Raw genomic sequence first — 23,158 nt, forward strand, 5'->3', positions numbered from 1 at the left:
TATGAACCAAAAAACTATTTTAGAAAAGTTTACTGATATCCTCAAAGAAACAAAATTTTTAATTCAAAATCACTCAGTATCGATTTACCAATTCCAGAATGAAAAGGATCCCAATGATTTTGTTTTCCCATGGAAATCTAAAGTTCCTGAATCAATAAAAATTCAGAAAAAACAACAAAAAGAAAACCAACGTAAAAATAGAGACCTAATCAATTTTTCATGTTCACTTTGCCAAGGGAAACTGAGTGGTGTGAGGCAGTTTTTACACAAAGGAAGAAAACCAATTTTGGTTTTACATTATTCTGGAGCAACAACAGCCAAAGAAAAACCATTTACAAAAACGAGACCCAATCAAATTTTTAAAGATAAATTAACGGAAGTAAGTTGGGACGGAATCATCCAAAAGGTGTTTGGTTTTTCATATGAAGAGTTTTATTATGAAGAATATCCTGCATGTACTTTTTCCCATATAGATTCAAAAGAAACAGATTGGAAACAAAGGTTAGATTCGTGTAAAGTTCATGTCAAAGAAACGGTAGAAGAGTTTGGAATCAAAGCCATTGTCATCCTAGGTTCTTCAGCAAGATTGTTATTTGGACCTGAAAAAGCTAAAGACCAATTAGGAAAAGTAGAGGAATGGGATTTAAATGGAATTAAGATTCCAATGCTGACAACAAGATCACCTGAAGCACTTGTTTTCCTCGGAGAAAAAGCAAAAAAGGCCGATTCGGAAACAAACCTTTTCCAATATGGAAAGGAAAAACAAGACCTAGAAGAAAGTTTTATTTCCCATCTATCGATTTTAAAACCGTATTTATAAGATGATCCAATATGCGGAAGTGGCTCTCAACTTATCTTGGGAGAGTAAAACCTTAACTTATGAAGTGCCAGTTGGCATGAACTCCTTAATACCTGGGATACGAGTCATTGTTCCATTGAATGGAAAAGAATGGGATGGAGTGATCATTGAAATTCACCGGAATGAACCGAGTTATGATACCCAAGCCATACGGAAACAAATTGATTCCGAACCAGTTTTAACAAACGAACAAATGGAACTTGCCCATTGGATGGCAGATCATTACCTTTCTTCTCTTGGTGAAGCATTATTTCTAATGGTACCAAAAGGGAAAAAAAGAAAATCCTTGGAACCAAATATTGTAAGGGTAGAGTCTCATCTATTACATCCGTTAAATGAAGACCAACAAATAGCGTTTGATGAAATCAATGGAAACAAAATTTCGAATACTCATTTGTTATATGGAATTACGGGGAGTGGAAAAACAGAAGTTTACCTCCATCTCATGCGAGATATATTACAATCCCCGAAAGGAAGTGTGATCTTTTTAGTTCCAGAGATTTCACTGACTTACCCGACGATTGCACGTATCGAAGCCATATTTCCAAACCAAGTGGCAGTGTTACATTCGCATTTACGAATTTCTGAAAAGTTTCAAAATTATTTAGATTTAAAAGAAGGTAAAAAAAGAATCTGTATTGGCACAAGGTCTGCGATTTTTGCGCCTTTGTCTGATGTGAAACTCGTTATCATGGATGAAGAACATGATGGCTCTTATAAGGAAAATGGTGCCCCACGCTACCATGCACGTCAAGTGGCCTTACAACGGATTCTAAAAACTAACGGCAAACTTCTGTTAGGTTCGGCAACTCCAAGTATAGAATTGTATTACCTTGCGAAGTCTGGTCAGATTGGTTTTTCCAAACTGGAAAAACGTGCCAATCCAAAAGCTAAATTGCCAACAGTGGATATGTCAGACAAACAAGATGATAAAAATCTGATCTCAGGTGACTTACAATATAAAATTTCAGACCGTCTGAAAAAAAAAGAACAAATTATTTTACTGCTAAACCGTCGAGGATACAACCCCTTTATTTTTTCTCCAAAAACAAAAGAGTTTGTCCATTGCCCAAAATGTACAGCAACTTTATGTTTCCATTCTGACCAAACTGTAAGATGCCATTTATGTGGTTATAAATCTAGTTTTCGCAATCTTAAACAAATCTATGGTGATGAATTAGATCTTTTTGGAGCAGGCACTCAGAAACTTGAAGAGTATTTGTTATCTCACTTTCCCCAAGCAAGGATTGAACGCCTAGACCAAGACAGTTCCAAAAACAAAGATGTCACTAGGTTGGTATTAGAAAAATTAGGGGAAGGGGAACTTGATATCCTCACAGGTACTCAGATGATTGCAAAAGGTCTCGACTATGCCAACGTAACACTAGTTGGAATCCTTAACGCCAATCATGGATTAGGTGTTCCTGATTTTCGCAGTAGTGAACGAACCTATGCTCTTGTCTCGCAAGTAGCAGGTCGTGCAGGACGCGGAGAAAAACCTGGTGAAGTGATCATCCAAACTAACGACCCAGAACATCCAGTTTTAAAAATGGCAAAGGACCAAAACTACCCAGCATTTTTTGAATGGGAATTACAATTTAGAAAGGATCTTTTTTATCCACCCTTCGCAAGACTAGCGAGGCTTGTGTTTCGATCCAAATATGAAGATGTGGCAAATAAACAATCAGTCATTTATGGAGAACTCATCAAAGAACAGAAAGATGATTCCATTGTCATGCTTGGGCCTAGCCAATGTCCTTTTTATAAAATCGATAATAATTATCGGTATCATATTTTGCTCAAAGCCAAATCGATCACAACACTTCGAAATCTATTAATGGAAACAAAACAAAAATTCAAATTGGATTCCAAATGTTATATTGAATATGATTTGGATCCATTGGAACTGGTATAATTGTTTAAGGAAAAAAAATGAAACTTTCAATTGGATACTTTGGATCTCCCGAACACTCAAAGGAATTATTAAAAATGATCCTCGAGGCAGGCATACAAGTGGATTTTGTTGTCACAAATGTTGACAAACCCGTTGGACGTAAACAAATCATCACTCCAACTCCCGTGAAAGTCCTTGCGGAAGAAAAAAAAATCCCAGTGATCCAATCGGTAAAACTTCGAACAGATTTGGATGCACAAAAATCAATTCTATCTTACAAATCACCAGTACATGTAGTGTATGCTTACGGTTCGATTGTCCCAGATAATGTTTTTATGGACCCAAAATGGGGAAGTATCAACCTACATGGGAGTTTACTTCCGAAGTACCGCGGAGCCTCCCCTGTCCAAAGTTTTTTACTCAGTGGGGAAAAAACCACTGGGTTCACCATTCAGTTTCTTGCAAAGGAAGTGGATTCAGGTGATATCATTTCACAAAAATCCTGGGACGTGGCGTTGGATGAAACAACGGGTTCTCTCCTACAAACCATTACAAAAGAAGGAGGAACGGAACTCATCCGTCTTTTAAAAACATTGGAGGAAACGGGGGAAAGTTGGAAATCCTCACCTCAAAATGCGAAAGATGCCACCCATTGCCAAAAGATCACGGCAGGTCATCGGCCCATCAATTGGTCGAAACAAGCGATGGAGATCCACAACCAAATCAGAGCTCTTTACCCCGACCCACTTGCTACGACTGAATTTAGAGGGAAAAAACTGATTTTGATATCCTCATTTTTACCAAATCCAACAGAAGGGATTGTCCCTCCACCATCGGAAACAAAACCGGGTTCCTTTTTTCTTTACCAGAAAAAAAGACTTTTCTGCCTCTGTGGAGACGGAAACCTGCTTGGTATAGATACCCTACAACCCGAAGGGAAAAAACCCATGAAGGGATTTGAATTTTTTAATGGTGCACGGGTTTTGAACGGAGAATCGTTTACGTGAAAGAAAAGTTTCTAAAAATTTTACCTTACAGTGGTTATGTTCTATTTGTTGGACTTGGACTTTTAGTTTTTTTTGTCGCAGCCTTCCTTGTGGTCGTGGTTCGTACCAAAGAAGAGCAGAAGGTTTTAATGCCCTATGTGATTGGAAAAAATTACATCGAAGTGCATAATGAATTACAACGTTTGCAACTCAAAGTCCGATTGGAATCAGAACGAATCCCTGAAAAAACAGATGGGATCATCCTAAGTCAATCGATTGATGCAGGAAAAGAAGTGGAAGCTGGATCCAAACTTTACCTAACCGTCAATATTGGATTTGATCGGGTCACTATCCCTGATGTCAAAGGACAAGATTTAAAACGTGCGAAAGCAATTCTCGAAAAGGTTTTATCGGGTGAAGTATATGTACCATTACAAATTGGTGCCATAACGTATGTGCCTGCAGTGGGTGATGAACCAGCAGATACCATCATCGACCAAATCCCAGCACCTGGTAAAGAAACACATTCGGGAGAAAAAATTTACCTCCTTGTCACCGAGGCTAATACGGATAAAAAATCAAACCAAAGTTTGAAAGAAGACAGTGATGGATCGAAACTGGTTGGAATCCCTGTTCCTTTTGCAGTGGATTATTTACAAAGGAAAAAAATCCCTTATTCGATCAAAGAAGCCGTAAAACCAGAGTTTCGTGATTCGCATGGGCTCGTTTCTTCGTATGAATTAAAACCGACTGGCGCAGAAATTGGAGCATTTTACTTAAAACCATCTAACTCTCTTGTGCAAGATTATGAATTTTTAGAATACGAAATCGATGATAATGATCTCTATTCGGCAACGGTGAGTTATACAAAACCTGGCGACGATACAGAAATTCAAAAAGAAATCCTAACAAACCAATCGTTGAAAGAAGATGAAAAAATTCGACTTGTGGTGCATCGATTCACCAATACCAAAGTTACGTTAGTGGGAAAAGAAACAGGTGTAGCGAAAGTTTGGAAATTAAAGGGAACCTATTAAGATGAAAATATCGGCATCAATCCTTGCGGCAAAACTCACAGGACTTGCGACAGAACTCCCAACGTACCAAAAAGAAAGTATCGATCTCATCCACATCGATGTGATGGATGGAAACTTTGTACCTCAAATTTCGTTCGGTGAAGCATTTACGAAAGAAGTAAAGTCGCACACAAACATCCCTCTCGATGTCCACCTAATGGTAAGTAACCCAGAACTCCATGTTCCGAAATACTTTGATCTAAAACCTTACTGTATCACATTCCATATTGAAACTACGAATTTCTCAGTCCGTCTTGCAGAAGAGATCAAAAAACAAGGGATCAAAGTGGGAGTGTCACTGAACCCACAAACTCCCCCTGAATCCATCTCTCAAATTTTACCTTACCTTGACTTAGTGCTCCTGATGACAGTTGATCCCGGGTTTTATGGCCAGTCCTTTGTGAAGTCGGGATTTGAGAAAATTGCTGCAGTTCGCAAACTCACAAAACCGTACAATATTGAACTCGAAGTTGATGGTGGTGTGAACGAATCCAATATGGAAGAACTCGCAAAACTTGGTGTGGACATCACAGTTGTGGGCTCTGGACTCTATAAAACGGGAGATCCAAACGCTCAGGGCAAAAAATTAAAGGAACTTGCTGCAAGTGGCCGAACTCGCTCTTGACAGAACGTCCCTATTTAAAAAACTCGCTAGAAAAGGGGTATTTTTCCTTGGTTAAATTAAGATTACAAAGAACGGGAACAAAAGCAGACCCGCATTATCGCATTGTGGCGGCAGACATTCGTGCTCCACGAGATGGTAAATTCATCGAAGCGATTGGTCACTTTCACCCAACTGCATCCGCTGTTAAAAAAGCTACTTTCAACGAAGAAAAAACTCTTTCTTGGTTAAAAAAAGGAGCACAACCAACTGATACAGTGCTTGCTCTTTTGAAAAAAGACGACGTTTGGTCAAAATTCAAAGGTTAATCTGTGGATATGGATTCCTTAGTTCGTTATATCGTGACATCTCTCGTTGACCAACCAGACCAGGTAGCTGTCAACCAAGTACCCGGAGAGGAAGAAACTGTGATCGAACTTCGGGTGGCTCCTAAAGACCTCGGTAAGGTGATCGGAAAAAACGGAAGGATTGCGAAGTCACTCCGTACGGTGTTACAAGCCGCGGGAACCAAACAAGGCAAAAACTATACTTTAGAAATTGTCGACTAAACCAAGTTTAGTGAAAGTGGGGGTCTTTGGATCCTCACATGGAATCAAAGGGTTTATCAAAGTTTTCACAGAAGGGGAAACATTGAATTCCTTGAAAGCGCCTACCACCTGCACAGTAAGTGACCTTCTAGGAAAAACATCCACAATCGAGATCGAAGCGATTCGCCCAAGTGGGAATCATTTCCTCGTGAAAATCAAAGGGTTTGATACTCCGGAAACCGTTGTCAAGTATCGTGGATTTTCATTGCTTTGGAAAAAGCAAGACCTTCCGAAACCAAACGATGGCGAAATTTATACAGAAGACCTAATCGGTCTTGTCATCATTTCTAAAGAAACGAAATCATCTCTTGGTTATCAAGTCGCACAAGTGATCGATAACCCAGCACATCCCATTTTAGAATGTAAACCCATCCAAGGCGATGGGGAAACGGTGCTTATTCCCTTTCTAAACCAATTTGTCGGCGACTGGGATTTGGAAAACCAAACCATCGAATGCATTGAATGGGAGCAGTGGTTTGCGCTTTAATTTCATTACCCTTTTCCCCGAAAAAATCACATCTTATTTTGATACCGGAATTCCTGGGAAAGCAGTGAAACAAGGGGTTGTCGAAATCAATCCTATCCACTTACGTGATTTTGCAGATAACAAACACCAAAAGGTAGATGATACCATTTATGGTGGAGGGCCCGGAATGCTTTTACAAGTGGGTCCTATCTACCGCGCTCTCGAATCACTGGGAGAAAAAAAAGGGAAGGTCATTTTACTCAGTCCCTCGGGTGAACTTTTCAACCAAACCTTGGCTCGTGAAATTTTTGAATCTTCAGATACCTTTACTTTGATTTCTGGGTATTACGAAGGTGTCGACCATCGTGTCACGGAGCATTTAATTGACAGGGAAGTGGCCATTGGAAACTATGTTATTTCATCGGGGGATTTAGCCGCTCTCGTTGTCGCAGATTGTTTATCTCGGTTTGTACCGGGGTTTTTGGGGAAGGAAGAAAGCCTTCTGGAAGAATCACACAACGAAACGGAAGAATTAGAATACCCCCAGTATACAAAACCCTATGATTTTATGGGTTGGACGGTTCCAGATGTGCTCCTCGGTGGACATCATGAAGAGATCCGGAAATGGCGGCAAAAAAACCGCAAAACAAGAAATCATTCTTAGAGGAAGCCATGAATCAGATTCTAGAAACAGCACTCGCAGGCGAAGCAAAGAACGAACTTAATTTCGAAATTGGTGATACCGTAAAAGTTCACTACAAAATCGTTGAATCTGGAAAAGAACGTGTTCAGGTTTACGAAGGTGTTGTGATCTCCATTGCGAACAAATCACAAAGCAAAACATTTACTGTACGACGTGTTTCTTACGATATCGGAGTGGAAAGAATTTTCCCACTTCACAGCCCTCGCATTGCAAAGATTGAACTCGTTCGTAAGGGTTCTGTTCGACGTGCGAAACTTTTTTATCTCCGTGATAAAAAAGGAAAAGCTGGTCGTATCAAAGAAAGAAAAGGCGGACAAGCAATTGTTGCCAAAGACAAAAAGAGACAGGACGAAGCTTCTAAGGCCGCAAAAGCAGCGGCAGTTGCAGAAGCACCTAGCGCATAATTTCTTTCGATTTAACGGCCATCAAACGGCCGTTTTTTCCTGAATACCAAATCCCCGATTCAGTTTGTTTCTCTTTTGACGAAGCAGGGCGTGGCACACTTGCCGGTCCCGTTTCCGTTGGATGTGTATCCTTTTCTTGGAAAACACTGAAAAGGATTCAATCTGGCGAAATCTTAAACGGTCTCCGCGACTCCAAAAAAATCCCTGAACCAAAACGACTTACCCTTCGCAAAGAAATTCTAGAATTTGCATCGTATTGGCATGTAAGCTTTGTGAGTGCAAAGTTTATTGACAAATTCAATATCAACCAGGCAATCTTTTATGGAATCAATCGAGCTTTACCAAAGCACCTAACAGACTTTCGTCGTTCAGAAATCCAAAACTTACAGGAACCCAACACCTCCGAGTACAAAAAGAAAGCCAAATCTGAATTCATAGAAACTTCAAATGGAATCCAAAGGGAAGAACCAAACAGAAATTTTCTACCGAGTCAGTCGTTTCTCTTTTTAGATGGGAATTACAAACTGAAAATCCAAACACCCATCGAAGGGTATCTTTCGATTCCCAAAGGGGACGATTTGGTACCATCGATTTCGGCAGCCTCTATCCTTGCTAAAACCTACCGAGACGAATATATGGAGAAGATGGATGAAAAATACCCAGGTTATGGTTTTGCCAAACACAAAGGGTATGGAACGGAGGAGCATCGAGAAGCGCTCCGAAAACTTGGAATTTCTCCCATCCATCGGTTGAGTTTTTGTGATTTTCTCCGAAGGGAAGGGAGTGAACCCACTCTATTTACAAACGACTGATCGAATTTTTCCGAATCTATCTACTCTTCTCAGTTTAGGGAAACGAACGAATTTTGATTCATTTTTGAAGGGATCTGAAAAAGATCCAGAAAATTCCCTTAAAGCCAAACACAATGGGTCCTTTTCAATAGAGAAAACTCCAAAAAACAATTTTCAGATAACAAGGAATTCGGAACAGACAGATCAAAAGTTCCCTTCTAAAACGAAAGACTTGTCGCGGTGGGAGACCTTTGTCAGTCACTCCAAAGAGGACGGGAAGGTTAGTGAAGTTTCATCCTTGAAAACTCTTTGGAGTTATTTAATGGGCCGAACCCAACCAACCGACCTTGTTTCTTACAATTTTAGAGAAAAAAAAGAAAACTTACACATGCTAGTGGATGAGAACCAAGACCAGTTGACCTTATATGTTTTTTGGAAGGCAGAAGGATTTGGTCCGTTTGGGTTATTTTTTAAATACGAACCAGATTTAAAAAACCCAGTGCACATTGGAGTTGTTACCACAGAAATTGGAACCGACAAGGAGCTTGGGAATCAAACGGGATTGGCAAATCAATTTCAGAATTTATTACGGGACTTCCCTCAAATTGGAAGTATCTCTTTTGAAACATGGGACAATTCTCCCTTTAACGGGGATTATAGATGAAACAAAAAATGGTAGCTCTGGCTTATAAACCGAAAGAAGATAATGCTCCAAAAATTGTTGCAAAGGCAGAAGGACTTCTTGCGTCAAACTTGGTGCGGATGGCAAAGGAAGCGGGAGTCCTGATTGTGCAAGATGAGGTGATGGTTAGTACATTAGCACATCTCCCTAATGGGAAAGAAATTCCGCGTGAGTTGTATGAAGTCGTTGCTTCCGTCTTTCGGATCCTTGTTTTAGAGAGAGAAAAGAAAAACAATTGAAGTTTCTACCCTTCTTACTAAGATTTACGCAATTATGCGGAAAATCTCCATACGTGACTTAGAGGCTGGTTCTAAGTTTACCAAGTCTCTTTATTTAGATAAGGATACTGTTTTTGTTGGAGCCGACCAACCCATTACCCAACAAGACTTAGACCGTTTGGTCCAATTTGGAATCGCTTTCATTCTGACGGATGGGGAAAAAGTCACTGCTGATCAAAATGAAAAATCATCCAGCAATAATGGGCCTGGTTATTTTGATACCAATCTTCCTTTTTACCAAGATGATGAGAACTCAACTCGTTATAAATACCTACTTGAAAAAACAAACACATCTAAAGTCGAATTTAACGCAGTATTTAAAGACTGTTTCGATCTAGTACAAAAAACTTATAAATCGGCATCTGAGGGTCGTTATACGGAGATTCGAGAATTCAGAGAAATTGCAGAACGTATCGCTGACCATACAAAAACCAACGCACAAATCCCCATTCTTTTGTTATCTCATTCACATTCAGGTTATTACTTATACACTCATATCTGTTATGCGACATTTTTTTCTGTAATGCTCGGAAACTTTTTAGAATTTTCTAGGCCCAAACTTATTGATTTGGCACTTGCATCTCTTTTTGCTGACATAGGGATGGTGACTGTCCCAGAAGAAGTTTCAGAAAAAAAAGGTAACCTATCTGAACTCGATTTAAAAACGATCAAACGCCACCCGGTGACAGGATACCAAATCCTTACCCAAAAGTTAAAATTAAAAAACTCGTTAGCCATTGTGGCTTTACAACACCATGAAGCAGTAGATGGTTCAGGTTACCCACAACGAATCCTTGCCAATCAAATTGAAGAACTCACAAAAGTATTTATGATCGCAGACCAATTTGCTGCTATGATCCATCCGAGACCTTACCGTTCTGCGATTCTTCCATATGAAGCGATGAAGATCATGATCAGTGAAAACGTGAACCGTTTTGATTTAAAAATGGTGAGGCTCTTTTTAAATAAACTTTCTATGTTTCCTGTGGGGTCCGGTGTGGTCCTTTCTGACCTAAGAATGGGAATGGTGATTGAATCCAATAAAGATAAACCATTAAGACCTGTGATCCGTGTGACAAAGGATGCCGATGGGAAACGTTTGAAACATTTAGAGTTTGTGGACCTTATGAAAGACTTAAATTTATATATCCAACAAGCCATTCCTTTTTCTCAAATTTACTGAGTCATGGGGATCAATTTTCTAAAGGTCGTTTTTCTTTGTTATGTTTTCGTTTGGTTTTAAATGGATTCCTTCTCCAAGGATTGGTCCAAATGAAAAAACTTGCCCTTGGCAAAGCTGGTGAACTCGTTGCGAGTCAATATTTACAAAACCTAGGCCATACAGTTCTATTTTCCAATTACCGGAAAAAATTCGGAGAAATTGACATAATCAGTTTGGAGAACCATATACTACATTGTTCGGAAGTAAAAACTTGGAACGAGGCGAATGGTTTTTTTCCGATGGAATGCCTTCATGCGACAAAACGTGCCAAAATGCGGAAGGTGTATTTGTATTTATTACAAGAAATCCCTGCTTTTTTTCACCTAACACCTAGCTTTAATTTGATCCATATCACCGAAAAAAAGGAAGTGCGTTTTTATTCTTCTATCTTCTAAATACTTCATCAAGGGATTTTTGTACTGAACCGATTGGTTTTGTATCCCATAAGGGAAACGCTCTCAAGGATGAGAGTTTGATTGTTACAAGGAAGTAACCACATGAGTCAATTTAGTGTATTTGGGAATTTAGCAGAAACCGATGAATTTGGACCAGATCCAGTTCTTTTACGAAAAAGGGGAATGGCCTCAACCATCAAAAAAAAATTCGATACTTATAAGAAAAAAATCGATGACCCTGCCTATATGGATTATGCGATCAATAAAATTGCGATGGAAATATCACATTTTATTTCCAAGTAATTTATCCTAGGCTATATATCCATTGGTATCCCAAAGTATAATCCAAAGCCTCTTGAATATGTACTTCCTTGGTTCTAGGGGAGAGGTTCCAATCTGCAATCGTCCTTGCGAGAGAAACAATTTGTTTTTTCTTTCGTAAGGAAAGATGTTTAGTTTCTTTCGACAAATCCAATTGTTGTAAAACCTTTTGAGTTTCATCTTTGGGAAAAATTCTTTCTTTTTTAAAATTAGACCTTTCTTTTAAAATTTTTTTTAGTAATACCTCCTCCAAACGAATGTTACGTTCACTAGTGGAAATGAATAATGTTTGGAAGATGGTAACTCGATCTAAAAATGCTCCACTTATCTTTTGCAGATACAATCTGATTTTTTGTAAGGAACAATGGCAATGGTTTTGACTTTGGTAATTGCCACAAGGGCATGGATTGGAAGACAAAAGAAGAGTGAAATCTGTTTTGATTTTTGTGACTTCATTGAGACGAGTGATTTCTATATAAGAATCTTCCATGGGCATTCGTAAGCTTTCTAAGATTCGATCTTTAAATTCAAGGGCTTCATCAAGGAATAAAACACCTCCTTCTGCCCGGCAAATTTCTCCGGGTTGGTAGGGAAGTCCTCCTCCTATCAGACCGACTTCTGTTGTAGAATGATGCGGGGAACGAAATGGTCTTTTTTGGGTAGGGGGTTCGAACTCACCATTTGCCTTCCAAATCCCAGAAGTGAAAATACCGTTGGAATCTCCTTGGGGGAGGAGTGATTCAAGTAACCGGTGTAACATGGTTTTTCCAACACCAGGGCTTCCGAGTAAAACACTATGATGGTTTCCAAGAATTGCATACAACAATCCTTGAAAGGTTTGCATTTGGTATCTGTCTAAATACACCTCACCCCAAAAAGGTGAGTCTGTATTTTCTTGTCTCTGTTTTCTTTTGTTTGGTGGGCTTTGTTCTATGGTTTCTAATTCTTGTAAGTGGGAGAGAAAATAATACTCACCTTCAGGAAGGGATTCGTTCCTAAGTGATTCTGGTAAGCAGTGGATGGCATCTATTTTACTGCTCTTTTGCCAAAGGTAAGGAAGTAGTTCCTTTCCACCAACAAGGCTTCCATCAAGGCCAAGGTTTCCCAAATACAGGATTTCTTTTTTGGGTTTTGGGACTTGTTCGGTTGCTTGTAAGATTCCGACAGCAATTGCTAAATCGATCGAGATCTTCTTCTTTTGGATATGGCTAGGTTTTACGTTGATGATAATGGTTTCTAATGGAAAATCAAAACGAGAGGCTTCTAAAGCCAACCGGATGCGGTCTCGAGCCTCCTTTGTCTCTTGCGATACGTTACCTAGTATTTGAAAATGGGGAAATCCCCTTCGGATTCCCACTTCCACTCGGATCTCTTTTGCACCATTCCATTCATACATCAAACTTCCAACTTCTGCTCGTTTGGGGCTCACATCTTAAGAAAGGTCCATGACAACGCTTTTGGTCCAAAAAATAAAAAAGACTTTTCATAAATAAGGCATCATGGTGACTTTTCCTGAGAGTTTGCTTTGGTTTGTAGTATCATTCGTGTTATCCCCCTCGTTCTTCTCCTTGTGTTCAGCCAATGTTCACAACGGTTGATCAAAAAAGAAAGATTAAGGGAAATCAATGAATACTATGATGGAAAAACATATGCCTTACGAGAGGAAATCAAATTCTCCCAAACCGAGGTTTGGAAGAAGGGGACTCTCGTTAAGATTTATATCGAATCAACTCCTTCTCTTTTGAAATTAAAGGTGTATCCGATCCAAGACACGCGAGAGTCTTCGGTTGGAAAACTGGCAGATTACATCATCAATGATGATGTGAAAAAGAGAGAATATGATTTGGCTGACGTGGAAGAGTGGGTGAACCAAAAGTTTTCCCTCGTGGAACAGAATGCCAAAAAAACAAAGAAATAAAGGTTTGGGATGTTTTCATTGTCTTATTATTTTTCTTTTCCTGCTTTCTTTCTTTCTTGTTCAAGATTCTTCTGTCTAGATCCCGATAGAGTATCTGTGAAGGCGATTCAATTCATTACAATTCTTTGTTTTGTTTTTTCTGGATCAGGCCTTTTTGCGAATCCATTCGAAAAACTCCACCAAGAAATCAATGAAACGTTACCTTCTGGTGATTCCACCGTATTTCGTATTTTTAGCAACCAATCCCAAGAACAAGAGATCCACAAACTATTTTCCGTTGGTGTGAACCAAACTGGGGAAGAGGAAGAGGTGGAACTTGCTTCCCTTGGTCTCCCCAAATACATTGATGTATCTCCTGTTGTCAGCAATACAGTGGTCCATGAATCGGGGATCATTGTGAAAAAATATACGGTCCAAAAAAAAGATAATTTATCAAAAATTGCACGTTCCTTTTCTATTGATGTTCCCAAACTCAAAAAAGCAAATTCCTTGACCAGTGACCAATTGAAAATTGGCCAAGTACTTGAAGTTCCAGTGCAGGTGAAGAATGCCTCTTCCTCTCGTGTCATTCTCAAAAAAGTGTTTATTTTACCTGTCCCTCAAAGCCGGATCACATCTCGGTTTGGAAGGAGAGTGGATCCATTTAACAAATACAACCGCGTATACCACTCAGGCCTCGACCTAGCCGCAAAAGTAGGAGCTCCGGTGCTTTCTAGTGCCGATGGTGAAGTTGTTTTCACTGGGCGAAACGGTGGTTATGGAAATTCGGTTACCATCCAACACAAAAATGGGTATAAAACAGTTTACGCCCATTGTTCACAGATTTTAGTTGAGGTTGGGGAAACGGTGAAGATGGGTCGTGTGGTTGCCCTTGTCGGAAGGACAGGAACAGCAACCGGGGCACATTTGCATTTCGAGGTAATTCGAAACGGGAAAATTATGAATCCTGAATCGGCTCTCGGCATGACTGAAAAACATGTTACAAAACTTCCCAAATCTGAAGTAGCCGGAATGTAATCGGAGTTTTTCTCCGATTTGTGGGGAGCATGAATTTAATCCTTCAAAGAATCCAATCGAGTCAGTTTTTGACATTGATTCCGGCTGTTTTATTATTTTCTTTTTCACTGGCTTATCTGTTAAAACTAGTCCTCCTCCTTCTTTTTTCGACAGAAACAGGGATGAATGTGGGAAGCCAAGTTCGCCCCAAACAAACAAGACAAGAAGTCATTTTAGCTGTGACAACCTATGAAGATATGGTGACAGGCAATCTCATCCGTGGCCAAGTATTTGATCCCAATGATGCCACCAAACGAGGTGCCGATGGTTCCCCTCTTGACCCAGAAATCGCTCAAGACAATGGGGATGATGACCAAATGCTTGTGACGGGAACATTGTCTGGCCATTGGTCCTTTGCCCGTGTGACAATCCGAGAGAAACAAAATAACGATTCTGAAGAATACGGTGTAGGTGAGATGGTTGGTGGTTATAAAGTCCAGACCATTGAACAACATTATGTAGTTTTGAAAAAAGGAGGACTCAGCCTTCGAGTGAATATTGGTGAGACCCCAGCACAGGCAAAAGAGAGGATTCGTCCAAAAGATGCCACTGCGGTTACCAATTTGGGGCCCTCAAGCCAAACGATTCAGAAAGTACTTTCCAGAGAGGATGTGAATCGCAAACTTAAGGACCCAAACACCATCTACAAAAATGCAAGGTTTGGTCCTCATTTAGTAGACGGAAAGATCGAGGGTTACAAAATCTATCAAGTGGCAAAAGACCATGTCTTTTATTCTCTTGGAGCACGAGGTGGTGATATCATCAAACGTGTGAATGGAATGCCACTCAATGAAACAGAGAAAATGTTGGAAATTTGGGGTTCAATCAAACAAGCTCCGAAAATTACAGTGGATTTAGAAAGACAAGGCAAAATAATCACATATGAATTTATCATTCGGAATTAAAATGAGAAATCGTCTCCCATTCGTTATCCTTTGTATTTGCCTTTATTTAATTGTGACTCCCAATTTTTCGCAAGAGAAAGGGAAACCAAAAGCAAAAACATCCCAAGAACCTGCCAGTTTCACTGCTGATTGGCGGGATACGGAACTAAAAGACTTTCTTATGGGAATGAGTGCCATCATCAAAAAGAATATTTTGATCGATGATGCGGTGAAAGGAAAAAAGATCACCATCATTTCGCAAAAGCGAGTTCGAATCGAAGATGCTTATGGATTTATGAAGTCGGTCCTTGAAACACAAGGGTTTGGACTCATTGAAGAAAATGACCTAATCAAAGTGGTGAAAATCAAAGACGCCCTTGCGAAATCACAAATTGTAAGGATAGGAAAAGATCCAGTTTCTGATTCAGAGGTGGCTTTGAACAAAACCATCACCCAGATTGTTCCATTAGAATTTTCGAATGCAATTGAACTCGAACCAATTCTCAAACGAGTCACATCTCCTGATACAGATATCATCATTCCTAAAAACCAAAACACATTAATTTTCTCTGGTTCAACATCCGATATCAACAAATTACTCAAGTTAGTTGACAATTTGGATGTAAGAGCTGATGGACCGGGTTCCATTTCTTCTGCTGGTGACATTCATATTTACACATTAGAATACAATGAGGCAGAAAAACTTGCGGCCATCCTAGTGAAATTGGATATGCCAGATGCACCCGTTGCACCTGTCCAAGGTCAACCTGGGGAAGCGGGAGCGGATGGGAAACCAGCTCCACCACCACAACAAGTCACTCCACAAGCTCCAAAAGTTCCAGGAAAACAAGATAAAATCAAAGCGGTTGCCCATAAGGAATCCAATTCACTTATTGTCACCGCAACACCACAAGAATGGGAAGAAATTAAGAAAATTATCAAAATACTCGATACACCCAGAAAACAGGTGTTACTCGAAGTATTAATAGTTGAGTTAAGTTCTACTGACTTAAATGACTTTGGTATTGATTGGCGTTATCAAGAACTTGCATACGGACAGTTTAACACAGGTCTTGCGGCACAAGGTGGTGTGATTGACAAAAATGGTCGACCAACAAATGTAAACACTCTCTCTGGTTTTTCACTTGGATTTATCCGTCGCGGTGGTCAACAAATCATTGGTATCTTAAATGCAAATTCCACAAATGAGAATTTTAATGTATTATCAGCTCCACAAATTTTGACCTTGGACAACCAAGAAGCTGAAATCAATGTGGGTCAGGACGTTCCAGTTCGGACCCAAAACCGTAACGCCGGTCTTGGTGGAGATAATGCTGTAACGGTTGCAAACTTTGAATACCGTCCAACTGGGATTAAACTAAAATTCACACCACATATTAATAAAAATAATCGTATCACTCTTGATTTGTACCAAGAAATCAAAAACGTTGCCGGAATTTCTTCGGAAGCGACTGGTGGTAACCCAACCTTTAACAAACGAGATATCAAAACTACGATTGTTGTGGATAATATCCAAACCATTGTGATTGGAGGTTTACTTTCCAATGACAAACAAAAGAAAGTGCAAAAAATCCCAATCTTAGGTGAGATCCCACTCCTTGGAACATTATTTCGAAGGACCACCAATCAAAATCGTAAAACTAATTTGATGGTATTTCTCACACCCCACATCTTAGATGATCGAGAAAAATCGGATCGTATGACCATCCAAAAGAAAAATGAACAAGAAAGGATGGTGGATGAACGAGAAAAGAAACTGAGATGAGAAAAAGTTTAGGTCAGATTCTTTTAGAAGATGGAATCCTTACGATTAAGGATTTAGAAGACATTTCCAAACAACAGGAAAAAACAAATCTTCCCATCACTCATATCATCCAAAAAAAAGGACTCGCATCCGAAACTGATATCTTAAAGGCACTTGCGAAACTCCATAAGATGGAGTTTTACGACAAACTAGAGTTTGTTGCTAATGAAGATATTTTTAATAAAATTCCTTTAAAACTTGTCCAACGTTCCAAAATCGTACCGTTCCTTGTCAAAGGAAAAAAAGTTTTTGTAGCTACATCCGATCCCACTGACCTCCATCCAATGGATGATATGCGTTCCTTCTTAAAAGGTTACGAAATCCAATTCGTTCTCGCAACGGAAAACGAAATCATGCGCATCGTCCATTCTCAGTTTGATAAAACAACTGCAGAAGCAAAAGAAATGATGGATGAGATGGACGGAAGTTTTGGCGATCTTTCCGATGCCTTTGAATCCGATGCACTAGATTTATCTAACGAAGCACCTATCATCAAAATGGTGAACGTGATTTTATCACAAGCTGTTTCGGAACGAGCATCTGACATCCACGTTGAACCGTTTGAAAAGTCAGTAGTGGTTCGATACCGTGTGGATGGTGTTTTACAAAAGGTATTAAGTCCACCTAAGTCATATTTAGCGGGAATCTCTACTCGTATCAAAATCATGTCCAATTTGAACATTGCGGAAAATAGGCTCCCGCAAGATGGTCGGATCAAACTCAGGTTAGCTGGAAAAGATGTGGATGTGCGGGTTTCTATTATCCCATGCCAATTCGGAGAACGGATTGTAATGAGGATTTTAAATAAAACTGACCAAAAGTATTCCATTGAAACAATGGGGTTTAATCCGCAGATTCTTAAGGATTTTAAAGAACTCATCTACAAACCATATGGGATTATTTTGGTAACGGGACCCACAGGTTCTGGTAAATCGACAACATTATACTCGGCACTTTCTGAAATCAATACAGAAGAACGGAATATCATCACATGTGAAGATCCAGTGGAATACCAAATGGAAGGGATTTCACAAATGCAGATGAATGAAAAAATAGGACTCACTTTTGCGGCAGGCCTTCGATCGATTTTACGGCAAGACCCTGATGTGGTGATGGTGGGGGAGATCCGAGATGAAGAAACAGCAAGGATTGCCATCCAAGCCTCACTTACTGGTCACTTAGTATTTTCTACTCTTCATACGAATGATGCCTCTTCAGCTGTGACAAGGCTTGTGGATATGGGTATTGAACCGTATCTCATCACGAGTTCCGTGTTAGGTTTTATGGCGCAAAGACTTGTTCGTGTCATTTGTAAAGATTGTAAAACTTCTTACAAACCAACTGACAAAGACCTAGCGGGACTTGGAATCCAGAGAAAAGAATTAAAAAATGGTGTTTTGTATCGTGGGAAAGGTTGTAGTTCTTGCCTTAATTCTGGTTACAAAGGAAGAACTGGTCTTTACGAACTTCTTATCATGAATGACGAAATCAAACGAGCAATCTTGCAAGGTGCAGATGCAAATCGTATCAAAGAACTTGCAATTAAAAATGGTCTTTCTGTACTCCAAGAATATGGAAAATATAAGGTAATCGAGGGAGTGACTACTCCGGAAGAAGTTCTCAGGGTATCTTAAGTATATGCCACTTTTTACCTACGTAGCTTTCAATAAAAAAGGAAAAGAAGAAAAAAACATAATTGATGCTGTAAATTTACAAGCAGCACGTAACAAACTGAAGGCGAAAGGGCTTTACGTAAGATCTATCCATGAAGATCGAGAGAAAGAAGAACGTGAATTATTTCCTTTTTTATCAAAACTTCTATATCGTATACCTAGAAAGGATGTTGGACTATTTTGTAAACAACTTGGAACTTTGATTGGAGCAGGGATTCCTCTTGATAAATGTTTACTTTCTATCATTGACCAAGTTGAAAATATATATTTCAAAAAGGTATTGATAGAGATGCGGGCCGACATCACAGAAGGATCAAGCCTTTCTGAGTCTATGAAAAAACACAAAACTGTGTTTCCTGACCAATACCCAAGTTTGATATCTGTTGGAGAGTCCACAGGAAATTACGAAAACACCTTACATAGGTTAGCTGAACTAGAGGAGAAATCTTCTGAGTTGAAATCAAAAGTGCAAGTTGCCATGATTTATCCTATGATTATGGGTTTACTTTCTCTAGGTGTGTCGATCTTTTTATTAGTAGTAGTGATTCCACAAATTGAACAATTGTTTGCATCATTTGATGCCAAACTACCCTTACTCACACGTGCTGTAATTTTTTTATCCTATGTGTTAACCAATTACTGGTATTTTATTTTGGCAATCATCGCTGGCAGTTTTTTAGGATTTTTGAAATGGAAAAGTTCAGAGGATGGGAAAAAAGTTTGGGATAAGTTCTTACTTGGACTCCCGATCATCGGAACTTTACTTCGTAAGATTTTAGTTTCTAATTTTGCAAGGAACCTTTCCATTCTACTTTTAAATCGAGTGCCCCTCATTGTTTCTCTCAATATTGTTTCGGACGTGGTAGGCCATACGGTTTTTAAAGAAGAGATAGATGCCGCCATTATCAAAATTAAGGAAGGGGGAAAATTATCGGATTCCTTACAAGGGAGCCAAGTCCTTCCACAAATGGTCCTTGGGATGTTAAGCGCTGGTGAGGCATCCGATAAAGTTCCCGAAATGATGAATAAACTCTCAGAAATCTACGAATCTGAGGTGGATACAGCAATAAAATCTTTGACCCAATCATTGGAACCTATGATGATCATAGTAATGGGTGGAATTATTTTTACCATTATGGCGGCGATTATGACGCCAATGTACAAACTAACTCAAGAAATCCAGGGGATGTAGAGTTTATGAAAATCAAAGGAAAAAACAGAAAGATCCGTGAGGGATTAACGCTAATTGAGATTACAGTGGTAATGCTCATTTTAGGATCTCTTATGGCAATTCTTTACTCAAGTATCGGTAACCGGGGTGAAGGCGAAAAAAAATTAAAACTTAAAAATGACAGTGCCGTTTTAAAAACAGCATTAGAACGTTATTTGGAAGTTTATGATAAATACCCATCCGAAGAACAAGGTTTACAAGCGTTAATTGAAAAGCCAGACGATGACAAAATTGGTGATGATTATGAGCCAATCATTAAGGAAAAGGCAGTCTTAAAAGACCCATGGAAAACTCCATATGTTTTGAAATTTGAAGGAGCTGTCCCTCAAGTTTTAACATTAGGTGAAGACAAAAAAGAAGGTGGAGATGGAAAAAATAAAGATTTTAACATCCTCTCTCCTGATGATTACCCAGCCGCTTTCCGATAAAAAACAATTTCCTCTTAGGAAAAGAAAGTTCCGCGACGGTCTCACACTCATTGAGATCGTCGTTGTGATTTCTATATTAGGACTTCTAATGGTAATCGTTGGTGGTTCTCTTCGGAATCTCATTATTCCTTCAACAGAAGATATCTCTGTCAAATTACAAGAGTCCTTTAAGTTTGGTTACAACAAAGCCCAACTCACAAACCAGGCTGTACTGTTTGTTTATGACTTCGAAAAACGGGAATACCAGTTTTTTTTACTCAAACGGGAAGAAGGTGGTTTAGAAGAAGAACCCATTCTCAAAAAAGTGACCTTACCATTTTACTCTAAGATTACGAGTGTCCGAGACTTAGGTGGAAAACCTAGAAATGAAGGGAAAATCCGTATTGTTTTTACTCCCCAAGGCACAACAACAGATTTATTTTTATATGTGGGTTCCGACACTGAAATCAAACGTACGATCCAGATCTATCGTTATGGTGGAAAAATAAAAATCCATAAAACAGAATATTTTCCTGAACCAGAAGCCAATCCAATTTTAAAAGTGTCGTATGGCCTAGATGAACGAGATGAACAAATTGATCCCAATGCAAAAACTCAACCTCGTTAAATCATTCAAGTCCGCATTCACATTGTTTGAGGTCACGATTGCAATGGCAATGGCTGCGATGGTTATGACATATACATATTCAATGATTGCAGAAGGAATTTCATATCAAAAAAAAGCAGTTTTACTTTCTAATGCTGTTCACTTAGCAAAAATCAAAATGGCACAAGTTGATTCCTCAACCACTATGCAAACTGATACCTCACGTGGTTCTATTGATGCGTTTCCTGGATACACTTTTGAAACAGAGATCAAAGAAGAGGAAATGGATTTGCTCAAACTTGCTGGTGGCCCCAATGCAGAAGAATTACGAAAAAAAGCGCCTAAGGATATGTTAGGTGATAAAGATGTTGGACTCAGTGACCTCATGAAAAAAAGAGGTCAGAAAAAAAGTTTTGAAACTGGTGGTGTTTTAAAAGTATTTAGAGTAAAGGTTTCGATTTTTTACACAGATGGAAATAAAAAAGAATCCTATTCAGTAGAAACATTTCGGAGCACTAAATACTAATGAAAGTTTGGTGTTTATTGTCAAATTCTCGTAAAAAACTAACTTTTCAAACTTTCAAAAGTGGATTTACCTTGGTTGAAATTTCGATTGTTGTCATGATCATGGCAGTTATTTTCACAGGTATCTTTTCTGTTTTTTATACAGCTAATAAAATATCCAAAAAAGGTGCATCGAATAAGGGTGCAAACCGAAAAGATATTTTATATGCAATGGAAAATATCCGCGGGACTTTATCACGAACCTACTTTATCGATAACCAGAAACGGATTTTATTTGTAGGAAAACAAGAAGGTGTGACTGGGTCTAGGAATGACCGGATTGTTTTTGCTACAGCCAACCCAAATTCAGAAGAGGAAGGCCAAGCTTCCGTTCGGGAAGTTTCGTTTTATTTAAGGAAGATGCCAAACCCTAAAATGGATGGACTTTCTTATTTAATTCGAAGGGAAGATGAGATGATTGATACATTTCCTACACAAGGTGGAGTTGAACATGTGTTACTCGAAAATGTGAAAAGTTTTCAAATGAAATTTTCAGAGAGAGGAGATAAATGGGTAGATGATTGGAATTCTAGGACTACAAAAAAAATTCCAAGACTCATTCGGTTTGAAATTATATCACTTGTGGGGAGTGCCTTTGTTAAATATGAATCGCTTGCGCATCCAGTTATTCTCTACAAATAAAAAATCCAAACAAGGATTTATGGTTTATCTTCTAGTGATGGCCATAGGAACTGCATCCTTGTTTACCGCTTCCAAATTTTTTGAGGATGCTGCTACGGAATACCGTGTCGCTAGGGCACAGGCAGACGGATTTCGTGCTCATATGTTAGCAAAAGCTGGGTTTATGGGAGCCGTGGGAGCATTAAAAAAAATTCCAGAAGAAGTATTGTACCAGTCCGGCCTTGCCATGGACCCACCTCCCATTCCCCTCGGTGGAGGTGTGATCTATTACACGATGAGTCCTGAAGATGGAAAAATCAATATCAACTCGTTAGTCAAAATTTACGATGACCAACCGAACCAAAGGACTATCGAAATGGTCACTAGGTTGTTTTACCAATTTGGGCTGAAACGAGATATGATTTTCCCCATTTTGGATTGGATCGATGAGAATCACCAGGAGACGGGAGGTGGTGCAGAACAATATTATTACACGCGACTTACCCCTCCTAGGAAGATCAAAAATGCCCCGTTTTATTCACTCTCTGAGCTATTGAATGTAAAAGGATTTGATCGTTCTGTTGTTTATGAGAGCTTAAAACCCAAAGATTTTGATAAAAATAATTCAAAAGATTTTATGACAGAAGAGGAAAGAGCCCTTCGTTCCGATAAAGATTACGTGCTCTCGAACAATATCACTGCCTATTTGCCAGCTGGGGATTCGTATGATGACCGAATTAATATCAATACAGCTCCCTATTTTGTCCTCATTTCCCTCTCTGATTTTATGACCAAACAAGCAGCGATGAAAATTTTGAAACTCAAGTTGCAGAAAGGAGGCTATATTAAAGAATTGAAAGATCTGGAGACAGAACCTGAGTTCCAAGTAAAAACAACTGGTGATCTCACCTTGTATAAAGAACTCGCAGGGGAAGGAACCGATGTTTCTGGCGGGCGGATCAAAACCAAAGGTGAAGTTTACAAAATTACAGGGGTCGGGATTATTAAGGATAAAGTGGTTCGTAAGGTAACTGGATTATTTGATCTTACCAACAACCAGATGTTATACTATACAGAAGATTAATT

28 protein-coding genes are annotated in these 23,158 nt (G+C 39.2%); 27 read left to right on the forward strand and 1 reads right to left on the reverse strand.

The genetic code is table 11. The features are described from left to right. Position 1 precedes the first annotated feature (1 nt). The 16 genes from EHQ43_RS12520 to EHQ43_RS12595 all read left to right on the forward strand — a co-directional run bounded on the left by EHQ43_RS12520 (position 2) and on the right by EHQ43_RS12595 (position 11,268). The gene (locus EHQ43_RS12520; protein ID WP_135741950.1) at positions 2 to 820 is read left to right on the forward strand and encodes a hypothetical protein; all 819 of its coding nucleotides are present in this window, start codon (positions 2 to 4) and stop codon (positions 818 to 820) included. A gap of 1 nt (position 821) precedes the next feature. Next, positions 822 to 2,774 carry a replication restart helicase PriA gene (priA, locus tag EHQ43_RS12525; RefSeq protein WP_135771373.1) on the forward strand — a complete coding sequence of 651 codons (1,953 nt, stop codon included), beginning with the start codon at positions 822 to 824 and terminating at the stop codon, positions 2,772 to 2,774. A 17-nt stretch (positions 2,775 to 2,791) separates the two neighbouring features. Then, positions 2,792 to 3,760 (forward strand): methionyl-tRNA formyltransferase, encoded by a 969-nt coding sequence (gene fmt / locus EHQ43_RS12530; protein WP_135771374.1) that lies wholly within the window; start codon positions 2,792 to 2,794, stop codon positions 3,758 to 3,760. Beyond that, a complete protein-coding gene (locus EHQ43_RS12535; RefSeq protein ID WP_135771375.1) occupies positions 3,757 to 4,776 on the forward strand; it encodes a PASTA domain-containing protein in 1,020 nt (339 codons plus the stop codon). The genes fmt and EHQ43_RS12535 overlap by 4 nt, the downstream gene beginning before the upstream one ends. A gap of 1 nt (position 4,777) precedes the next feature. Beyond that, complete coding sequence (gene rpe / locus EHQ43_RS12540; protein ID WP_135741954.1) at positions 4,778 to 5,440, forward strand: ribulose-phosphate 3-epimerase; 663 nt, start codon at positions 4,778 to 4,780, stop codon at positions 5,438 to 5,440. Positions 5,441 to 5,487: 47 nt separating this feature from the next. After that, positions 5,488 to 5,745, forward strand: coding sequence for a 30S ribosomal protein S16 (gene rpsP, locus EHQ43_RS12545; protein WP_015675939.1), 258 nt, complete (start codon positions 5,488 to 5,490; stop codon positions 5,743 to 5,745). A 9-nt stretch (positions 5,746 to 5,754) separates the two neighbouring features. Further along, positions 5,755 to 5,985: a KH domain-containing protein gene (locus EHQ43_RS12550; RefSeq protein ID WP_012388646.1), complete on the forward strand. Its 231-nt coding sequence runs from the start codon at positions 5,755 to 5,757 to the stop codon at positions 5,983 to 5,985. Further along, the gene (gene rimM, locus EHQ43_RS12555; RefSeq protein ID WP_244242791.1) at positions 5,975 to 6,511 is read left to right on the forward strand and encodes a ribosome maturation factor RimM; all 537 of its coding nucleotides are present in this window, start codon (positions 5,975 to 5,977) and stop codon (positions 6,509 to 6,511) included. The genes EHQ43_RS12550 and rimM overlap by 11 nt, the downstream gene beginning before the upstream one ends. Further along, positions 6,501 to 7,154: a tRNA (guanosine(37)-N1)-methyltransferase TrmD gene (gene trmD, locus EHQ43_RS12560; RefSeq protein ID WP_135640885.1), complete on the forward strand. Its 654-nt coding sequence runs from the start codon at positions 6,501 to 6,503 to the stop codon at positions 7,152 to 7,154. The genes rimM and trmD overlap by 11 nt, the downstream gene beginning before the upstream one ends. Before the next feature lie 8 nt (positions 7,155 to 7,162). Continuing rightward, entirely contained in the window at positions 7,163 to 7,597 is a 435-nt protein-coding gene (gene rplS / locus EHQ43_RS12565; RefSeq protein ID WP_167481791.1) for a 50S ribosomal protein L19, read from the forward strand. A 50-nt stretch (positions 7,598 to 7,647) separates the two neighbouring features. Beyond that, positions 7,648 to 8,409 (forward strand): ribonuclease HII, encoded by a 762-nt coding sequence (locus tag EHQ43_RS12570; protein WP_135771376.1) that lies wholly within the window; start codon positions 7,648 to 7,650, stop codon positions 8,407 to 8,409. Next, positions 8,381 to 9,052 carry a hypothetical protein gene (locus tag EHQ43_RS12575; protein WP_135771377.1) on the forward strand — a complete coding sequence of 224 codons (672 nt, stop codon included), beginning with the start codon at positions 8,381 to 8,383 and terminating at the stop codon, positions 9,050 to 9,052. Before EHQ43_RS12570 ends, EHQ43_RS12575 begins: the two co-directional genes overlap by 29 nt. Further along, entirely contained in the window at positions 9,049 to 9,309 is a 261-nt protein-coding gene (locus EHQ43_RS12580; protein WP_135741960.1) for an EscU/YscU/HrcU family type III secretion system export apparatus switch protein, read from the forward strand. The genes EHQ43_RS12575 and EHQ43_RS12580 overlap by 4 nt, the downstream gene beginning before the upstream one ends. Before the next feature lie 34 nt (positions 9,310 to 9,343). Then, positions 9,344 to 10,531 (forward strand): HD-GYP domain-containing protein, encoded by a 1,188-nt coding sequence (locus EHQ43_RS12585; RefSeq protein ID WP_135754108.1) that lies wholly within the window; start codon positions 9,344 to 9,346, stop codon positions 10,529 to 10,531. 89 nt (positions 10,532 to 10,620) lie between these two features. Beyond that, positions 10,621 to 10,965, forward strand: coding sequence for a YraN family protein (locus tag EHQ43_RS12590; RefSeq protein WP_135741962.1), 345 nt, complete (start codon positions 10,621 to 10,623; stop codon positions 10,963 to 10,965). Positions 10,966 to 11,067: 102 nt separating this feature from the next. Further along, the gene (locus tag EHQ43_RS12595; protein ID WP_135741963.1) at positions 11,068 to 11,268 is read left to right on the forward strand and encodes a hypothetical protein; all 201 of its coding nucleotides are present in this window, start codon (positions 11,068 to 11,070) and stop codon (positions 11,266 to 11,268) included. Between the two features lies 1 nt (position 11,269). Here EHQ43_RS12595 and EHQ43_RS12600 read toward each other — a convergent pair whose 3' ends face one another. Beyond that, positions 11,270 to 12,715 (reverse strand): ATP-binding protein, encoded by a 1,446-nt coding sequence (locus tag EHQ43_RS12600; protein ID WP_167481792.1) that lies wholly within the window; start codon positions 12,713 to 12,715, stop codon positions 11,270 to 11,272. 96 nt (positions 12,716 to 12,811) lie between these two features. Here EHQ43_RS12600 and EHQ43_RS12605 point away from each other — a divergent pair, with 96 nt between their 5' ends. From EHQ43_RS12605 to EHQ43_RS12655, 11 genes are all read left to right on the forward strand, one after another. After that, entirely contained in the window at positions 12,812 to 13,204 is a 393-nt protein-coding gene (locus EHQ43_RS12605; protein WP_135741964.1) for a type II secretion system-associated lipoprotein, read from the forward strand. A gap of 96 nt (positions 13,205 to 13,300) precedes the next feature. After that, a complete protein-coding gene (locus EHQ43_RS12610) occupies positions 13,301 to 14,221 on the forward strand; it encodes a peptidoglycan DD-metalloendopeptidase family protein (RefSeq protein ID WP_244242792.1) in 921 nt (306 codons plus the stop codon). A gap of 29 nt (positions 14,222 to 14,250) precedes the next feature. Next, the gene (locus EHQ43_RS12615) at positions 14,251 to 15,165 is read left to right on the forward strand and encodes a general secretion pathway protein GspC (RefSeq protein WP_135771378.1); all 915 of its coding nucleotides are present in this window, start codon (positions 14,251 to 14,253) and stop codon (positions 15,163 to 15,165) included. A 1-nt stretch (position 15,166) separates the two neighbouring features. Beyond that, the gene (gene gspD / locus EHQ43_RS12620; protein ID WP_135771379.1) at positions 15,167 to 16,930 is read left to right on the forward strand and encodes a type II secretion system secretin GspD; all 1,764 of its coding nucleotides are present in this window, start codon (positions 15,167 to 15,169) and stop codon (positions 16,928 to 16,930) included. After that, positions 16,927 to 18,603, forward strand: coding sequence for a type II secretion system ATPase GspE (gene gspE, locus EHQ43_RS12625; RefSeq protein WP_135741968.1), 1,677 nt, complete (start codon positions 16,927 to 16,929; stop codon positions 18,601 to 18,603). The genes gspD and gspE overlap by 4 nt, the downstream gene beginning before the upstream one ends. A gap of 4 nt (positions 18,604 to 18,607) precedes the next feature. Beyond that, the gene (locus tag EHQ43_RS12630) at positions 18,608 to 19,834 is read left to right on the forward strand and encodes a type II secretion system F family protein (protein ID WP_135741969.1); all 1,227 of its coding nucleotides are present in this window, start codon (positions 18,608 to 18,610) and stop codon (positions 19,832 to 19,834) included. Between the two features lie 5 nt (positions 19,835 to 19,839). Continuing rightward, entirely contained in the window at positions 19,840 to 20,301 is a 462-nt protein-coding gene (locus EHQ43_RS12635) for a type II secretion system protein GspG (RefSeq protein ID WP_135741970.1), read from the forward strand. After that, the gene (locus tag EHQ43_RS12640) at positions 20,276 to 20,908 is read left to right on the forward strand and encodes a prepilin-type N-terminal cleavage/methylation domain-containing protein (RefSeq protein ID WP_135742480.1); all 633 of its coding nucleotides are present in this window, start codon (positions 20,276 to 20,278) and stop codon (positions 20,906 to 20,908) included. Before EHQ43_RS12635 ends, EHQ43_RS12640 begins: the two co-directional genes overlap by 26 nt. Continuing rightward, complete coding sequence (locus EHQ43_RS12645; RefSeq protein ID WP_135771380.1) at positions 20,886 to 21,413, forward strand: prepilin-type cleavage/methylation domain-containing protein; 528 nt, start codon at positions 20,886 to 20,888, stop codon at positions 21,411 to 21,413. The genes EHQ43_RS12640 and EHQ43_RS12645 overlap by 23 nt, the downstream gene beginning before the upstream one ends. Next, a complete protein-coding gene (locus EHQ43_RS12650) occupies positions 21,413 to 22,093 on the forward strand; it encodes a type II secretion system protein GspJ (protein ID WP_135771381.1) in 681 nt (226 codons plus the stop codon). The genes EHQ43_RS12645 and EHQ43_RS12650 overlap by 1 nt, the downstream gene beginning before the upstream one ends. Beyond that, positions 22,041 to 23,156 carry a type II secretion system minor pseudopilin gene (locus tag EHQ43_RS12655; protein ID WP_425269641.1) on the forward strand — a complete coding sequence of 372 codons (1,116 nt, stop codon included), beginning with the start codon at positions 22,041 to 22,043 and terminating at the stop codon, positions 23,154 to 23,156. Before EHQ43_RS12650 ends, EHQ43_RS12655 begins: the two co-directional genes overlap by 53 nt. Positions 23,157 to 23,158: the final 2 nt, after the last annotated feature.

Origin of the sequence: Leptospira bouyouniensis (assembly GCF_004769525.1) — a bacterium.
Classification (GTDB): Bacteria; Spirochaetota; Leptospiria; order Leptospirales; family Leptospiraceae; genus Leptospira_A; species Leptospira_A bouyouniensis.

What these genes read in the sequence shown, in the direction of transcription:
- EHQ43_RS12520 (WP_135741950.1), top strand. Translation starts at nt 2, where the DNA reads ATGAACCAAAAAACTATTTTAGAAAAGTTTACTGATATCCTCAAAGAA.
- priA (WP_135771373.1), top strand. Translation starts at nt 822, where the DNA reads ATGATCCAATATGCGGAAGTGGCTCTCAACTTATCTTGGGAGAGTAAA.
- fmt (WP_135771374.1), top strand. Translation starts at nt 2,792, where the DNA reads ATGAAACTTTCAATTGGATACTTTGGATCTCCCGAACACTCAAAGGAA.
- rpe (WP_135741954.1), top strand. Translation starts at nt 4,778, where the DNA reads ATGAAAATATCGGCATCAATCCTTGCGGCAAAACTCACAGGACTTGCG.
- EHQ43_RS12550 (WP_012388646.1), top strand. Translation starts at nt 5,755, where the DNA reads ATGGATTCCTTAGTTCGTTATATCGTGACATCTCTCGTTGACCAACCA.
- rplS (WP_167481791.1), top strand. Translation starts at nt 7,163, where the DNA reads ATGAATCAGATTCTAGAAACAGCACTCGCAGGCGAAGCAAAGAACGAA.
- EHQ43_RS12580 (WP_135741960.1), top strand. Translation starts at nt 9,049, where the DNA reads ATGAAACAAAAAATGGTAGCTCTGGCTTATAAACCGAAAGAAGATAAT.
- EHQ43_RS12585 (WP_135754108.1), top strand. Translation starts at nt 9,344, where the DNA reads ATGCGGAAAATCTCCATACGTGACTTAGAGGCTGGTTCTAAGTTTACC.
- EHQ43_RS12590 (WP_135741962.1), top strand. Translation starts at nt 10,621, where the DNA reads ATGAAAAAACTTGCCCTTGGCAAAGCTGGTGAACTCGTTGCGAGTCAA.
- EHQ43_RS12595 (WP_135741963.1), top strand. Translation starts at nt 11,068, where the DNA reads ATGAGTCAATTTAGTGTATTTGGGAATTTAGCAGAAACCGATGAATTT.
- EHQ43_RS12615 (WP_135771378.1), top strand. Translation starts at nt 14,251, where the DNA reads ATGAATTTAATCCTTCAAAGAATCCAATCGAGTCAGTTTTTGACATTG.
- gspD (WP_135771379.1), top strand. Translation starts at nt 15,167, where the DNA reads ATGAGAAATCGTCTCCCATTCGTTATCCTTTGTATTTGCCTTTATTTA.
- gspE (WP_135741968.1), top strand. Translation starts at nt 16,927, where the DNA reads ATGAGAAAAAGTTTAGGTCAGATTCTTTTAGAAGATGGAATCCTTACG.
- EHQ43_RS12630 (WP_135741969.1), top strand. Translation starts at nt 18,608, where the DNA reads ATGCCACTTTTTACCTACGTAGCTTTCAATAAAAAAGGAAAAGAAGAA.
- EHQ43_RS12635 (WP_135741970.1), top strand. Translation starts at nt 19,840, where the DNA reads ATGAAAATCAAAGGAAAAAACAGAAAGATCCGTGAGGGATTAACGCTA.
- EHQ43_RS12640 (WP_135742480.1), top strand. Translation starts at nt 20,276, where the DNA reads ATGATTACCCAGCCGCTTTCCGATAAAAAACAATTTCCTCTTAGGAAA.
- EHQ43_RS12645 (WP_135771380.1), top strand. Translation starts at nt 20,886, where the DNA reads ATGCAAAAACTCAACCTCGTTAAATCATTCAAGTCCGCATTCACATTG.
- EHQ43_RS12650 (WP_135771381.1), top strand. Translation starts at nt 21,413, where the DNA reads ATGAAAGTTTGGTGTTTATTGTCAAATTCTCGTAAAAAACTAACTTTT.